Consider the following 13,009-nt stretch of genomic DNA (forward strand, 5'->3'; position numbering starts at 1 on the left):
CGCAGGGCGAGCACCAGGGCGTCGCTGGGCGAGGCCCACACGGGGCGCGCCTCGGCGAAGCCGGCCGCGCGGAGCGCCTCGGCGTGCCACGCGGCGGACGGGGTGTCGCCGTCCGCGTGTTCCCCGTAGATCCGGAAGCGCTCGGCGGTCGGCGCGGCGAGGACCGGGTCCTCGGCGGCCAGCGCCCACCAGTCGGCCCAGTCCAGCGCGCCCGCCTCGCGGGCCCGTTCCATGGCCGCGTGGCGGTGGGCGCGCTCGGCCGCGTTGATCGCTGGGGTCGCCTCGTCCTTCATGCGGTCGGCGTTCATCAGGACGCCGCCCTCGCGCACGAGCCCCGCGAGCTGCCCGTAGAGCGCGGCCAGGGGCTCGCGGTGCAGCCAGTGCAGGGCGGTCGCGGTGAGCACGGCGTCGTACCGGGAGTGCGGCAGCGCCGCCGTCCAGTCCGGGCCGGTGAGGTCGGCGGCCACGAAGGAGACGCGGCCGTCGCCCTCGAAGGTGCCGCGCGCGATGGCCAGCAGGGCCGGGTCGAGGTCCACGCCGGTACTGGTGGCACGGGGGAAGCGGGTCAGCAGCCGGTCCGTGATGGTGCCGGTGCCGCAGGCCAGGTCCAGCACCCTGGGCTCGGGTCCGACCGTCGCCTCGACCATGTCGAGCATGACCCGGAACCGGTCCTCCCGGTCCGGCATGTACCACTCCTGCTGGCGGTCCCAGCTCTCCTGCCAGGCCCGCCAGTCGGTTGCCGCGCCCGTGCCCGTCTCCACCACCGGAATCCTTTCGTCCGTAATACCCTCGAACCTACTCCATCCGTTACGCCGACAGTAGACCCTTGCAGTAAGGACTACAAGTGGAACTGGCCCATTACTCGGACTACGCCGTACGCCTGGTCAACACCGAGGAGCCGACCCGCGGCAAGGACTCGCTGACGTCCGTCGACGCCGTCCGGGAGCTCTTCGGTGCCTCGATGCAGGCAGCCCGCCGGGCGACGGACGCGGACGTCACCCGCTTCCGCTCCGTGCGCGCCCGGCTCCGCGCGGTCTTCGCCGCGGCCGACGCGGGCGAGGAGACCCAGGCCGTCGACCTGCTCAACTCCCTGCTGCTGGAGTTCCCGGTCAGCCCCCAGATCTCCGGCCACGACCACCGGGACGAGGACGGCCGGCCGCTGTGGCACATGCACCTGGCGGACCACGCCTCCAACGCCACCTCCGGCTACGCGGCCATCGCCGCCATGGGCCTGGCCTTCCACCTGACCGAGTACGGCGTCGACCGCCTCGGGCTGTGCCAGGCCGCCCCGTGCCGCAACGCCTTCCTCGACACCTCGACCAACCGCTCGCGGCGCTACTGCTCCGACCGCTGCGCCACCCGCGCCAACGTCGCCGCCTACCGGGCCCGCAAGCGCCTGGAGACCGACCGGTCCGCCGACACCGTCCGCAGCGCCGACACCGCCCAGGAGGCCACGTAGAGCGGTGTGCGGCGGCGTCCCGGCAGCATGGGCCGGTAGCGGGCGCGCACCCGCGCGAGCACCAGCTCGTCGGGGACCGGGCCGAAGGCACGGCTGTCCACGACCTCGCCGTCCGGGTTGTCGCCGAGCACCCACCAGCCTCCGGACCGGCGCTCCGCCAGCCGCTTCACGACGAGCAGGTCCTGCTGGAGCGGATGGCGCAGCACCGCCACGTCGCCGGGGCGCAGCTCCGCCCCGTGGTGCACCAGCAACCGGTCGCCGTGGTGGAGCGTGGGGTACATGGAACGCCCGGTCACCTCGGCGATGCCGAACGGCGCTCGCGCCTCATGCCCCTGCTCGCCCATCGGGCCACCTCCGCTGTCCACCGTCTGTTCCGACACCGGTCCCGTCCTGGTACCGGACTTTTGCCCTAAGCCCCAGGGGGCACCCGAGAAAACGCGCTTCCCACGGAGTAATCTCCCACCTGAGAAGACGATCACGAGGAAGGACAGCTCCATGCTCTCCCGCCTGTTCGCCCCCAAGGTGAAGGTCAGCGCCCACTGCGACCTGCCTTGCGGTGTCTACGACCCGGCCCAGGCCCGTATCGAGGCCGAGTCGGTCAAGGCCGTCCAGGAGAAGTACCAGGCCAACGAGGACCCGCACTTCCGCGCCCGCGCCACCGTCATCAAGGAGCAGCGCGCGGAGCTCGCCAAGCACCACATCTCGGTGCTGTGGAGCGACTACTTCAAGCCCCCGCACTTCGAGAAGTACCCGGAGCTGCACCAGCTGATCAACGACACGCTCAAGGCCCTCTCGGCCGCGAAGGGGTCCACGGACCCCAAGACGGGCGAGAAGGCGCTGGAGCTCATCGCCGAGGTCGACCGCATCTTCTGGGAGACCAAGAAGGCCTGATCCCCTTCCCCGGGGACACGGCCCTGCGCGGCAGGGCCGCAGCCGGGGGCGAAGGGCCCGACCGCGATCAGCGGTCGGGCCCCTCTGCTTGCCCGGCGGACGACGGTCACGCACCCGGCACGAGGCGGTTCTCCAGCGCGCGGGGCAGCGGGTAGGCGCGTTCCGCCGGGAGCAGCCTCCGGCCCCTCGCGGTGTGAGCGCCCCGCACCAGGGAAGCCGCCTTGCGGACCTGCGGGGTGAGGTCGGTGAGACCGACGGTCCAGTCCTCGGCGAACGTACGCGTCAACTGGCGGCTGATGCCGACCTGGATGCTGTAGTGGTTGAGGGCCGCCCCCCGGAGCGAGCGCTCCGGGTCCCACTGGACGTGCACGGCCGCACGGGCCACGGCCGCCGGGTCCCCGGTCGTGAGCGCGGCACGCGACAGGGCCTCCTCCCAGCCGTCGCGCTTCATCCGCACCGCGAGAACGCGCTCCTGCCCCGGCTTGCGCGCCCAGTTGCTGCGGTGCATCAGCCACAGGAACGACGGCTTGATCCACGTCATCCTGTGGAACGAGAACGGCTCGACGAAGCGGCCTGCCCGCAGCGCCGCGTCGGCGATGGCGGACGGGTACGCCTGGTAGACCACGATCGTGCGAGCGTCGTAGTCGGCACGGATCTGATACGGGGGTGCCATGCACCGCACCCTGCCATCCGCACCGTGCGCTCCGCGATGTGTTTTGCCCGTCCGGCCCGTCACCGGTCCCCCGGGCACCACCAGCGCCCCCGGGCTCCGGCCTCAACCCGCCGCCGTCCCGCAGGCGTCCGCCCGGTCCGGTGCGGGGCGGTGGGTCCCCGGGGGCAGTCCGTCGAGGAGAGGGCTGCCGTGGCGTCCCAGCCACTGGCGGTAGGGGGCGGCACGGAGCGCGGCGTCGCGGTAGGCGGCGGAGAGGGTCTCGTACGCCGCACCGAACAGGTCGGGTGTCCCGGGGTGGGAGAACAGCAGCAGGCGTACGGCCAGCGGGTCCCCCCTGAGCGGGCGGATCGCCATGTCCTCCCGCGGCACGGAGGTGGGCTGGCACGGAGCGACGGCCTCGCCGACGGCGATCAGCGAGGCGGCCGTGTGGTAGTCCCCGTGCAGGACGGTCGGGTCGATGCCCGCCGAGCGCAGCACCCGGCTCAGCCCGTCCCACTCCCCGTCCACCGTCGGGTCGACCATCCAGCAGTCCTGGGCGAGGTCGGTCAGCTCGACCACCGCCGAGGCGGCGGCGGGGTGGTCGCGTGCCAGGGAGACGAACTGCGGCTCCCGCTGCACCAGCACCCGTGACTCCAGCCCGTCGGGCACCTGCAGGGGGCACCCCTCCACCTCGTGGACGAAGGCGACGTCCAACTGCCCCTCCGCGACCAGGCGCAGCAGCGCGTTGGCCGAGACGTCCATGTGGAGGGAGAGGTCGGTGCCGGGCAGCCGGACGCGCAGCCGGCGCAGCCATCCGGCCAGGGCGCGGCTGGCCGTCGAGCCGATCCGCAGCAGGGGCCCGCCCTCGTGCGCGGCCGCCGCCTTGGCCTCGACGACGAGCGCGGCCATCTCGCCGACCAGCGGCCGTGCACGGCTGAGCACGGACCGGCCGAGCGGGGTGGGACGGCATCCGGTGCGCTCGCGGGCGAACAGCGGGGCGCCGATGAAGTTCTCGATCCTGCGCAGCTGGGTGGTCAGCGAGGGCTGGCTGACGCCCAGCCGCCGGGCCGCTTTGTGCAGGCTGCCGGTGTCGGCGATGGCGCACAGCGCACGCAGATGCCTCACCTCGAGCTCCATGCGACGAGAGTAGGGCCGCCCCAACTGTCCCACCAGACACCGTTGTCGGGGCACCTGGGACGGATCGGGACAGGTCGCGGCGGAAACTCTCGGGGACCCCGATGCGCTCGTCCTATCACCCCTCGGCATCATCCCGCCGCGGGGCCTGCTCCCCCACACTCGCCCTACCGCACATCGTCAACCGGACGAGTAGGAGCCCCCCATGCGTCACCCCAGAGCGTTACTCTCCGCCGTGCTCGGCGTCGGCCTCGCCGCCGTGCTCGGGGCGGTCCCCGCGACCGCCGCACCCTCCGCCCCGGCCAACTCCCCTGCGGCCGCGTCGGACGTCTCCTCGTACGCGGCCTACGAAGGGTCCGCCGAGGACGCCAGGGCGACCGCCGCCTTCTTCGACGCGGTCGTGAAGTCGGTGGCCGAGAAGCGCGCCGCCAACCCCGGCGCCCAGGTCGTGACCGTGGTGTACAACGCCAGCCGGGCGCCCAGCTTCCGCACCCAGATAGCCAGCAGCACCCGGATCTGGAACAGCTCGGTCTCCAACGTCCGGCTGGTGGAGGGGTCCGGCGCCGACTTCTCCTACTACGAGGGCAACGACTCGCGCGGCTCGTACGCGAGCACCGACGGCCACGGCCGGGGGTACATCTTCCTCGACTACCGCCAGAACCAGATCTACAACTCCACGCGGGTCACGACCCACGAGACGGGGCATGTGCTCGGTCTCCCGGACCACTACTCGGGTCCGTGCAGCGAGCTGATGTCGGGCGGCGGCCCCGGCCCCTCCTGCACCAACGCCTACCCGAACTACCAGGAGCGCTCCCGGGTGAACCAGCTGTGGGCCTACGGCCTGGCGTCCGCCGTGGCCCGGGCCTCCTGACCCCCGGCACCCGCGGCAGGCGGCCTCCGGGCCGGGGGCGCGGTCCGCGCCCCCGGCCCGCGCCGACGAAGCGCCCCGCCCTCGTGGCGGGGCGCCTTCGTGCGTACGGGGCTCAGGTCCGGGCCGGCTCCGGGAGGACCGGTTCGGCCGCGGAGGGCAGTTGGCGGCGGATGCGGGCGAGGGCCTCGTCGAAGTCCCCGTCGGCGACCGCCGCCTCGTAGGCGGTCCCCCCGTAGTGGAGGGTGAGGCTGAGTTCGGAGCGGACCGGGGCGCCGCCCTCGGCAGCCGCCTCTCCGAGGGTCAGCAGGCAGCTGAGGGTGGCCGCCCGCTCGACGCCGTCGGCCCGTACGGGCAGCGGCATGTCCCACTCCAGTACGCAGCCCGTCAGGGCGGCCCCGGTGCCCCCGGCACGGAGGGCGGCGAAGGTGGCGCCCGCGTACGCGGTGCCTCTGACACATGTGCTCACGCGGCCGTCGGTCGCGGTGATCGCGACCGCCTCGGCCCCGGCCCGGTCGCGGTACCAGCCCGCCCAGACCTCTGTCGACTCCGATGACATGCGCGGACTGTAGCGCCAGACGGGCGCGTGACGCGTGCCAGGTGGCGTTCCCGGGCGGCTTCCGGCGGCCGGTGCGACCGGCTCGTACCCCGGTGCGCCCTTCGCCGCTTGCGTCCCCCGGTACCGCCGGGGGACGCGGCCGGTCCGCGCTCCTCCTCCCCCGGATGCTCGCGGTGGCGCGGCTCAGCAGCCGCGGCGGGTGACGAACTCGGCGAGCGCGAGCAGGTCCCCCGCCGCGTCCAGGTCGGGAACGGCGCGGGAGAGCTCGCCGAGGGCGCGCGACATGCGGTCCGCGGCCTGGAGTTGGGCCCAGTCGCGCCCGCCCGCCCGCTCGACGGCGTCGGCCGCGCGGGCCGCGGCGGAGGCGCCCATCGGCCCCCGGTACAGAGAGGCCAGCTCCTCCGCCGCCTCCGTGCCCGAGGCCAGAGCCGCGACCACGGGCAGGGACTTCTTGCGTGCGCAGAGGTCGGCGCCGGCCGACTTGCCGGTGCGCGCCGGGTCCCCCCAGATGCCCATCAGGTCGTCGATGAGCTGGAAGGCGAGACCGGCCTCCCTGCCGAAGGCGTCCATGGCGCGGACCTCCTCCTCCCCGGCGTCCGCGTACAGGGCGCCGAGCGCGCAGGAGGCGCCGAGCAGGGCACCGGTCTTGGCCGTGGCCATGCCGAGGCAGTCGTCGAGTGTCACCTCCTCGGGGGACAGCTCCTCGAAGGCGCAGTCGGCCTGCTGGCCGGCGCACAGTTCGATCACGCAGGCGGCCAGGCGTGCGGAGGCGGCCACCGAGCGCGGGTCCCCGTCCTCCGCGAGCAGGCGCAGGGCGAGCGCCAGCATGGCGTCGCCCGCGACGATGGCGTCGGCCGTGCCGAACACCGTCCAGGCGGTGGGCCGGTGGCGGCGGGTGGCGTCCTCGTCGATGACGTCGTCGTGGAGCAGGGTGAAGTTGTGGGCCAGTTCGACGGCCGCGGCCGCGCGCAGTGCGCGCGCCGGGTCCCCGCCCAGTGCACGGCACGAGGCCAGCACCAGGGCCGGCCGGATCGCCTTGCCCGCCCCGGAGGCGGCCGGGCTGCCGTCCGCGTGCTCCCAGCCGAAGTGGTAGAGGGCGACACGGCGCACCGCCCCCGGCAGGGTGTCCAGGGCGGAGCGGAGCTCGGGCTGCACCGCGCCACGGCTGCGCTCCAGCAGGGCGACGGCCTCGCGGCCCTCGGTGGTGTCCGAGATGGTCAACAGGCGGTCCTTTCGTTCAGGACGGGGCTGCGCCGGCCGGGCGCGAGGCGGCGGCCGTGCCCGGCGGCCGGGTCCTGCCCCGAGCGGGCAGGACCCCTGAGCACGCGTCAGCGCCAGCGGCTCACCTCGACGTTCTCCAGGACGCCGAGGGCGTCGGGGACGAGGACGGCGGCCGAGTAGTAGGCCGTGACCAGGTAGGAGATGATCGCCTGCTCGTCGATGCCCATGAAGCGGACCGAGAGGCTGGGCTCGATCTCGTCCGGGAGGCCGGTCTGGTGGAGGCCGACGACGCCCTGCTCCTCCTCACCGGTCCGCATGCAGATGATCGAGGTGGTGCGGGCCTCGGAGACCGGGATCTTGTTGCAGGGGAAGATCGGCACGCCCCGCCAGGAGGGCACCTGGTGGCCGCCGATGTCGACCGTCCCCGGGACCAGGCCGCGCTTGTTGCACTCGCGTCCGAAGGCCGCGATGGCCCGCGGGTGGGCGAGGAACATCCTGGAGCCGCGGCGGCGGGACAGCAGCTCGTCCATGTCGTCGGGGCCGGGGACGCCGTCGTGGGGCTGGAGCCGCTGGCCGTAGTCGCAGTTGTTCAGCAGTCCGAACTCGCGGTTGTTGACCAGCTCGTGCTCCTGGCGCTCGCGCAGGGCCTCCACCGTGAGCCTCAGCTGCTGCTCGGTCTGGTTCATCGGCTGGTTGTAGAGGTCGGCCACCCGGCTGTGCACCTTCAGCACCGTCTGGGCCACACTCAGCTCGTACTCGCGGGGCGCGGCGTCGTAGTCGACGTAGGTGTGCGGGACGACGGCCTCGCCGACATGGCCCGCCGAGAGGTCGATGGCGGCTTCGCCGTACGGGTTGGTGCGCTGCGAGGGCACCGCCGCGAAGCCCGCGAGATGGGCGCGCAGGGAGTCGGCGCGGTCCGCCAGGTTGAGCACGTCGTCGCGGGTGAGCACGAGGACGGTGCAGGCGGTCGCCGCTCGGGCCGTGTGGGGCCAGACGGCCTCGCGGTCGGTGAGCGACCGGTCGCCGAAGTAGGCGCCGTCGGCGAGCACCTCGACCACCGCCTCGTCGCCGTAGGGCCCCTCGCCGACCTGCTCGACCCGGCCGTGCGCCAGCAGGAAGACCCGGTCCGCCGCCTCCCCGCCGGCGGCCAGGATCTCGCCCGCGGCGAACTCCCGCTGCTCGCAGCGGTTGGCGAGTTCGGCGAGCGCCGCCTCGTCGCCGAAGCCGCGCAGGGCGGGGAGCTCCCCCAGCTCGGCGGGGATGACCTCGACCCGGCCCCCCGTCTGGACGAAGGTCACGCGGCCGTCGCCGACCGCGTAGCTGAGGCGGCGGTTGACCCGGTAGGTGCCGCCCTGCACCTGCACCCACGGCAGCATGCGCAGCAGCCACCGCGAGGTGATCTCCTGCATCTGCGGGGCGGACTTGGTGGTGGTCGCAAGATTCCGCGCCGCAGCAGTGCCGAGACTCTGCCGGGGCGTCTGCTGCTCGCGGACGTCCCCTGCGGAACCAACCGAACCGACCGTCATGTGAATCCCTCTCGATCAATTGCTGACCTGCGAGGAGAAGCCTTTCAGTACAGAGCGTCATCGCACCATTACACAAATGGGTGGGACTGGATCGGCACGCACGGGGAAGCGGCCGGATCGGCTCGCACGGCGTCCGAAAGCACGGGCACCCGGCGCTCGACGGGCCGGCGCCGCGGCGCACGGGCCCGGCAGGACCGGAGGGCCGCCGGTGCGGTCCCGGCGTGCGGGGAAGGCGCACAGGGCGCCCCACAATGGAGGCGTGAACCGCTCCGTGAATCGCGACGCGCTGCTGGGGCCGCGCCCGCCCTCCCCGCTCCAGGAACTCCGCGACCCGGCGTTCGACCGGCACGGGGTCAGGCTGCTGCTCAAGCGGGACGACCTGGTCCACCCCGAGCTCCCGGGCAACAAGTGGCGCAAACTGGCACCCAACCTCCGCGCCGCGGCGGGCCGCCCGCTGCTGACCTTCGGCGGCGCCTGGTCGCACCACCTGCGGGCGACGGCGACCGCCGGGCGGCTCCTGGACTGCCCGACCGTCGGCGTGGTCCGGGGGGACGAGCTGGCCTCGCGCCCGCTCAACCCCTCGCTGCGCGGCTGCGCCGAGGACGGGATGCGGCTGGTGTTCACCGATCGCGCCACCTACCGGGCGAAGGACGAGCCCGCGGTCCTCGCCCGGCTGCTGGCCGAGGCGCAGGCTCCCGAGGACGCCTACGTGGTACCCGAGGGCGGCAGCAACGCGCCGGCGGTGCAGGGCTGCGCGGAACTCGGCCGCGAACTGCGCGAGGCCGGGACGCGGATCGACGTGGCAGCGGTCGCGTGCGGCACCGGGGGCACGCTGGCCGGGCTCGCGGCGGGCCTCGGCGCGGGGCGGCGCGCCCTGGGCCTCGCGGTGCTGCGGGGCGGCTTCCTGGGCGGCGCGGTGCGCGAGCTCCAGGTCCGCGCGTTCGGCGGCCCGCGGGGCTCCTGGGACATGGAGGAACGTTTCCACTTCGGGGGGTACGCACGGTCGGCCCCCGAGCTGGAGGACTTCGCCTCCAGCTTCGAGGAGCGCCACGGGCTCGCGGTCGAGCGGATCTACGTGGCCAAGCTGCTCTACGGCCTCGCGGCCCTGGCGGCGGAGGGCGCCTTCGCCCCCGGCAGCACGGTCGCCGCGGTGGTCACGGGCCCGGGAACCACCCGGCGGCCGCCCCCCGGCGGGGCCGGGCCGGAAGGGCCGCCGGGCCCGGGATGACCCCCGGGCGGCGCCCCGGACGCCGGTACGGATGGTGCACGTGTGGCCATGGCGCTTTGTCGACGATTCGGCGCCATGGCCACGGGGTACGTCAACCATCCGCCGGTTCCGTGCAATTGGGCGGCGCAGACCACTAGCCACTGTGCGTACTCATGGGCTTACCATGAGTGATAGCCGCTGGCTCAGGGGTCCCCGGCGACAGGCAAGCACGGATCGCGATAGCGTCGCCAGGCCGGTACCGGTCGCGTGACCGCGTACCGCACCGCCGCGGGAACTCATCCCGCGCCCCAGAGAGAGCATGTGCCACCTTGGAGGTGAGGGTGTCCCAGATCGCAGGCGAGCCCGGGACCCAGGACTTCGTGGAAGTCCGACTGCCGGCCGCGGGTGCCTACCTGTCCGTGCTGCGAACGGCCACCGCCGGTCTCGCGGCACGGTTGGACTTCACCCTCGACGAGATCGAGGACCTGCGGATCGCGGTCGACGAGGCGTGCGCGATCCTGTTGCAGCAGGCCGTACCCGGATCGGTCCTCAGCTGTGTCTTCCGCCTCGTCGACGACTCACTCGAAGTGACGGTCTCGGCCCCCACGACCGACGGCCGGGCCCCGGAGCGCGACACCTTCGCCTGGACGGTGCTGTCGGCACTGGCCGGGAAGGTCGACTCCTCGGTCGCCGACGACCGTACGGTCTCCATCAGCCTGTACAAGCAGCGCGGCGCGGGGCCCGGGCCGGCGTGAGCAACGGAAACGGGGATGGTTCGATGCGGGAGGACGAGGAGCGTGCCCCCGGGGTGCTGAGCGCGTCGGCCGGCATCCCGGAGCAGCACGCGCGGCCGCACCCGATGGTGGACGAACCTGCGGAGCAGGCACCGGTGGGGAGCCCTCCCCCCGGCCTCCCAGGGGCAACTCCGGCCCGGGCGGAGCCCGGGGAGAAGGCGGACCGGATGAGCGAGCACGAGCAGCGGCACGAGCACGAGCGGCCGCAGCGGCAGGACGCGCACGACCGCAGCGGTGCACGGGCGATGTTCATAGAGCTGCGCTCCCTGCCGGAGCAGTCCCCGCAACGCGCCGAACTGCGCAACCAGCTCGTCCGGATGCACCTGCCGCTCGTCGAGCACCTCGCCCGGCGCTTCCGCAACCGGGGCGAGCCGCTGGACGACCTGACCCAGGTCGCCACGATCGGCCTGATCAAGTCGGTCGACCGGTTCGACCCGGACCGGGGCGTGGAGTTCTCGACGTACGCGACCCCGACCGTGGTCGGGGAGATCAAGCGCCACTTCCGCGACAAGGGCTGGGCGGTGCGGGTGCCGCGCAGGCTGCAGGAGCTACGGCTCGCCCTGACCACGGCGACCGCCGAGCTCTCGCAGCTGCACGGCCGCTCCCCGACCGTCCACGAGCTGGCCGAGCGGCTCGGGATCTCGGAGGAGGAGGTGCTGGAGGGCCTGGAGTCGGCGAACGCCTACTCGACGCTGTCCCTGGACGTGCCGGACACCGACGACGAGTCGCCGGCGGTGGCCGACACCCTCGGCGCCGAGGACGAGGCGCTGGAGGGGGTCGAGTACCGGGAGTCCCTCAAGCCCCTGCTGGAGGACCTGCCGCCGAGGGAGAAGCGCATCCTGCTGCTGCGGTTCTTCGGGAACATGACCCAGTCGCAGATCGCGCAGGAGGTCGGGATCTCGCAGATGCACGTCTCGCGCCTGCTGGCGCGGACCCTGGCCCAGCTGCGGGAGAAGCTCCTCGTGGAGGAGTAGGCCGACGCCGCGCGCGCAGCGGGCCACGCGAGGAGGGGAGCACCCGTGCGGGCGCTCCCCTCCTCGCGTGGTGCGGCAGGCCGGCCGGCGGTCAGGCGGAGGAGTCCCCGCCGCGCGCGCCCGCCGCGCCGATGCCGAGGGCCTGCGCCGTGGCCGGGTTGACCAGCAGCACCAGTCCGGCGACCGCGACGGCCGCCAGGAGGATGCCCAGCGGGATCAGTGCCCCGGTGGCGCGCAGCAGGGTCCAGGCCGGGATGAGCGCGATGAGCTGGGTGATGATGGCCGGACCCCGGCTCCAGGCGCGCCGCAGCAGCAGCCCCCGGGCGGCGGCCAGCGGGATCACGCCCAGCAGCGCGAGCGTCACACCGCCCGTCTCCGCGGCGGAGGAGCTGTCGGGGTCGCCCGCGACACCCATGACGAGCATGAAGAGGCCGCCGGCGACGAGCGCCAGGCCCTCGGCGGCGCAGACCGCCGCGGCGGCCGTCAGGCGGGAGGGGCGGGGGGTCGCTTCGTCACTGCTCACCCCAGCAGGGTAGCCGCCGCTCCCGGCGCGGCCGCGGGGGAAGGCGGCGGGGCGGCCGGCGCCCGCCCCCGACGGGCCCCCTGCGCACGGCGGCCCCGGTGGATCACCCCGGACTGGGCCGGATACCTCTCGGTAGGTACGCTGCATCGCATGCGTGCACTTCTCGTGGTCAACCCGGCGGCTACCACCACCAGTGCCCGCACCCGGGACGTGCTGATCCACGCGCTGGCCAGCGAGATGAAGCTGGAGGCCGTCTCCACGGAGTACCGCGGCCACGCCCGCGACCTCGGCCGGCGGGCCGCGGAGTCCGGCGAGATCGACCTGGTGGTCGCCCTGGGCGGCGACGGCACCGTCAACGAGGTGGTCAACGGCCTGCTGCACGCCGGGCCGGACCCGGAGGCGCTGCCCCGCCTGGCCGTGGTCCCCGGCGGCTCGACCAATGTGTTCGCCCGCGCGCTCGGCCTGCCGAACGACGCGGTCGAGGCGACCGGCGCCATCCTCGACGCGCTGCGGGACCGCACGGAGCGCACCGTCGGCCTGGGCCTGGCGGCCGGTACCCCGGGGACCGAGGACGAGGGCGTGCCGCCGCGCTGGTTCACCTTCTGCGCGGGATTCGGCTTCGACGCGGGGGTCGTCGGCCGGGTGGAGCAGCACCGTGAGCGCGGCAGGCGTTCCACACACGCCCTCTACGTCCGCCAGGTGCTCCGCCAGTTCCTCGACGAGCCCCACCGGCGGCACGGGACGATCGCCCTGGAGGGGCCCGACCTCGACCCGGTGCGGGACCTGGTGCTGTCGATAGTCTGCAACACCTCGCCCTGGACCTATCTGGGCAACCGCCCGGTGTACGCCTCCCCGAAGGCGTCCTTCGACACCGCGCTCGACATCCTGGGGCTGTCCCGCCTGTCGACCCCGGCCGTGGCCCGCTACGGCGCCCAGCTGCTCAGATCGACCCCGGAGCGGGGCCCCCGGGGCAAGCACGCGGTGACGTATCACGACCAGACGGACTTCACCTTGCATTCCAAGGTTCCACTGCCCTTCCAGATGGACGGTGACCACCTCGGCCTGCGCACGAGCGTGACGTTCACAGGCGTTCGCCGTGCACTGCGTGTGATTGTGTGAGTGGAAGGACCGAAAGTCCTTTATCTCGAACGTACGGGCGCGCATCCACCCCATAGAAGTACGGCTGTGACCTAGTCGACAC

15 protein-coding genes are annotated in these 13,009 nt (G+C 73.7%); 7 read left to right on the forward strand and 8 right to left on the reverse strand.

Annotation, left to right across the window (positions count from 1 at the left end; genetic code table 11):
• A partial coding sequence (locus tag NPS70_RS14150) for a trans-aconitate 2-methyltransferase (protein WP_374212000.1) occupies window positions 1-764 on the reverse strand: 764 nt, incomplete at its 3' end.
• Window positions 765-844: 80 nt separating this feature from the next.
• Between NPS70_RS14150 and NPS70_RS14155 the strand changes: the two genes are divergently transcribed.
• Window positions 845-1,459: a CGNR zinc finger domain-containing protein gene (locus NPS70_RS14155; RefSeq protein WP_256524573.1), complete on the forward strand. Its 615-nt coding sequence runs from the start codon at window positions 845-847 to the stop codon at window positions 1,457-1,459.
• Here the strand turns inward: NPS70_RS14155 and sodX are convergent.
• Window positions 1,378-1,803 (reverse strand): nickel-type superoxide dismutase maturation protease, encoded by a 426-nt coding sequence (gene sodX, locus NPS70_RS14160; protein ID WP_256524828.1) that lies wholly within the window; start codon window positions 1,801-1,803, stop codon window positions 1,378-1,380. The genes NPS70_RS14155 and sodX overlap by 82 nt on opposite strands.
• A gap of 151 nt (window positions 1,804-1,954) precedes the next feature.
• Here sodX and sodN point away from each other — a divergent pair, with 151 nt between their 5' ends.
• Window positions 1,955-2,350 (forward strand): superoxide dismutase, Ni, encoded by a 396-nt coding sequence (gene sodN / locus NPS70_RS14165; protein WP_256524574.1) that lies wholly within the window; start codon window positions 1,955-1,957, stop codon window positions 2,348-2,350.
• A 106-nt stretch (window positions 2,351-2,456) separates the two neighbouring features.
• On the opposite strand, the gene NPS70_RS14170 is transcribed toward sodN, so the two are convergent.
• Together NPS70_RS14170 and NPS70_RS14175 are read right to left on the reverse strand one after the other, a co-directional pair.
• Complete coding sequence (locus tag NPS70_RS14170; protein WP_256524575.1) at window positions 2,457-3,023, reverse strand: DUF4291 domain-containing protein; 567 nt, start codon at window positions 3,021-3,023, stop codon at window positions 2,457-2,459.
• Window positions 3,024-3,125: 102 nt separating this feature from the next.
• The gene (locus NPS70_RS14175) at window positions 3,126-4,139 is read right to left on the reverse strand and encodes a LysR family transcriptional regulator (RefSeq protein ID WP_256524576.1); all 1,014 of its coding nucleotides are present in this window, start codon (window positions 4,137-4,139) and stop codon (window positions 3,126-3,128) included.
• Between the two features lie 202 nt (window positions 4,140-4,341).
• On the opposite strand from NPS70_RS14175, the gene snpA reads away from it, so the two are divergent.
• Window positions 4,342-5,007, forward strand: coding sequence for a snapalysin (gene snpA / locus NPS70_RS14180; RefSeq protein WP_256524577.1), 666 nt, complete (start codon window positions 4,342-4,344; stop codon window positions 5,005-5,007).
• 112 nt (window positions 5,008-5,119) lie between these two features.
• Here snpA and NPS70_RS14185 read toward each other — a convergent pair whose 3' ends face one another.
• From NPS70_RS14185 to NPS70_RS14195, 3 genes are all read right to left on the reverse strand, one after another.
• On the reverse strand, window positions 5,120-5,563 hold the full coding sequence (locus NPS70_RS14185) for a DUF6304 family protein (RefSeq protein WP_256524578.1): 444 nt from the start codon (window positions 5,561-5,563) through the stop codon (window positions 5,120-5,122).
• 183 nt (window positions 5,564-5,746) lie between these two features.
• Window positions 5,747-6,784 carry a family 2 encapsulin nanocompartment cargo protein polyprenyl transferase gene (locus NPS70_RS14190; protein WP_256524579.1) on the reverse strand — a complete coding sequence of 346 codons (1,038 nt, stop codon included), beginning with the start codon at window positions 6,782-6,784 and terminating at the stop codon, window positions 5,747-5,749.
• Between the two features lie 107 nt (window positions 6,785-6,891).
• Window positions 6,892-8,310 (reverse strand): family 2B encapsulin nanocompartment shell protein, encoded by a 1,419-nt coding sequence (locus NPS70_RS14195; RefSeq protein ID WP_256524580.1) that lies wholly within the window; start codon window positions 8,308-8,310, stop codon window positions 6,892-6,894.
• A 259-nt stretch (window positions 8,311-8,569) separates the two neighbouring features.
• On the opposite strand from NPS70_RS14195, the gene NPS70_RS14200 reads away from it, so the two are divergent.
• The 3 genes from NPS70_RS14200 (at window position 8,570) to NPS70_RS14210 (ending at window position 11,285) form a co-directional block, all read left to right on the forward strand.
• Window positions 8,570-9,538: a 1-aminocyclopropane-1-carboxylate deaminase/D-cysteine desulfhydrase gene (locus NPS70_RS14200; protein ID WP_256524581.1), complete on the forward strand. Its 969-nt coding sequence runs from the start codon at window positions 8,570-8,572 to the stop codon at window positions 9,536-9,538.
• A 320-nt stretch (window positions 9,539-9,858) separates the two neighbouring features.
• Complete coding sequence (locus tag NPS70_RS14205) at window positions 9,859-10,272, forward strand: anti-sigma regulatory factor (RefSeq protein ID WP_018845530.1); 414 nt, start codon at window positions 9,859-9,861, stop codon at window positions 10,270-10,272.
• A 23-nt stretch (window positions 10,273-10,295) separates the two neighbouring features.
• Window positions 10,296-11,285 carry a SigB/SigF/SigG family RNA polymerase sigma factor gene (locus NPS70_RS14210; RefSeq protein ID WP_305885882.1) on the forward strand — a complete coding sequence of 330 codons (990 nt, stop codon included), beginning with the start codon at window positions 10,296-10,298 and terminating at the stop codon, window positions 11,283-11,285.
• 91 nt (window positions 11,286-11,376) lie between these two features.
• Here NPS70_RS14210 and NPS70_RS14215 read toward each other — a convergent pair whose 3' ends face one another.
• Window positions 11,377-11,808 carry a hypothetical protein gene (locus NPS70_RS14215; RefSeq protein WP_256524583.1) on the reverse strand — a complete coding sequence of 144 codons (432 nt, stop codon included), beginning with the start codon at window positions 11,806-11,808 and terminating at the stop codon, window positions 11,377-11,379.
• A gap of 150 nt (window positions 11,809-11,958) precedes the next feature.
• Here NPS70_RS14215 and NPS70_RS14220 point away from each other — a divergent pair, with 150 nt between their 5' ends.
• Window positions 11,959-12,927: a diacylglycerol kinase family protein gene (locus tag NPS70_RS14220; protein ID WP_256524584.1), complete on the forward strand. Its 969-nt coding sequence runs from the start codon at window positions 11,959-11,961 to the stop codon at window positions 12,925-12,927.
• Window positions 12,928-13,009 lie beyond the last annotated feature (82 nt).

The sequence above is a fragment of the Streptomyces sp. C10-9-1 genome (assembly GCF_024497955.1).
GTDB lineage: Bacteria > Actinomycetota > Actinomycetes > Streptomycetales > Streptomycetaceae > Streptomyces > Streptomyces sanyensis.

What these genes read in the sequence shown, in the direction of transcription:
- sodX (WP_256524828.1), bottom strand. Translation starts at nt 1,803, where the DNA reads ATGGGCGAGCAGGGGCATGAGGCGCGAGCGCCGTTCGGCATCGCCGAG.
- sodN (WP_256524574.1), top strand. Translation starts at nt 1,955, where the DNA reads ATGCTCTCCCGCCTGTTCGCCCCCAAGGTGAAGGTCAGCGCCCACTGC.
- NPS70_RS14170 (WP_256524575.1), bottom strand. Translation starts at nt 3,023, where the DNA reads ATGGCACCCCCGTATCAGATCCGTGCCGACTACGACGCTCGCACGATC.
- NPS70_RS14175 (WP_256524576.1), bottom strand. Translation starts at nt 4,139, where the DNA reads ATGGAGCTCGAGGTGAGGCATCTGCGTGCGCTGTGCGCCATCGCCGAC.
- snpA (WP_256524577.1), top strand. Translation starts at nt 4,342, where the DNA reads ATGCGTCACCCCAGAGCGTTACTCTCCGCCGTGCTCGGCGTCGGCCTC.
- NPS70_RS14185 (WP_256524578.1), bottom strand. Translation starts at nt 5,563, where the DNA reads ATGTCATCGGAGTCGACAGAGGTCTGGGCGGGCTGGTACCGCGACCGG.
- NPS70_RS14195 (WP_256524580.1), bottom strand. Translation starts at nt 8,310, where the DNA reads ATGACGGTCGGTTCGGTTGGTTCCGCAGGGGACGTCCGCGAGCAGCAG.
- NPS70_RS14210 (WP_305885882.1), top strand. Translation starts at nt 10,296, where the DNA reads ATGCGGGAGGACGAGGAGCGTGCCCCCGGGGTGCTGAGCGCGTCGGCC.
- NPS70_RS14220 (WP_256524584.1), top strand. Translation starts at nt 11,959, where the DNA reads ATGCGTGCACTTCTCGTGGTCAACCCGGCGGCTACCACCACCAGTGCC.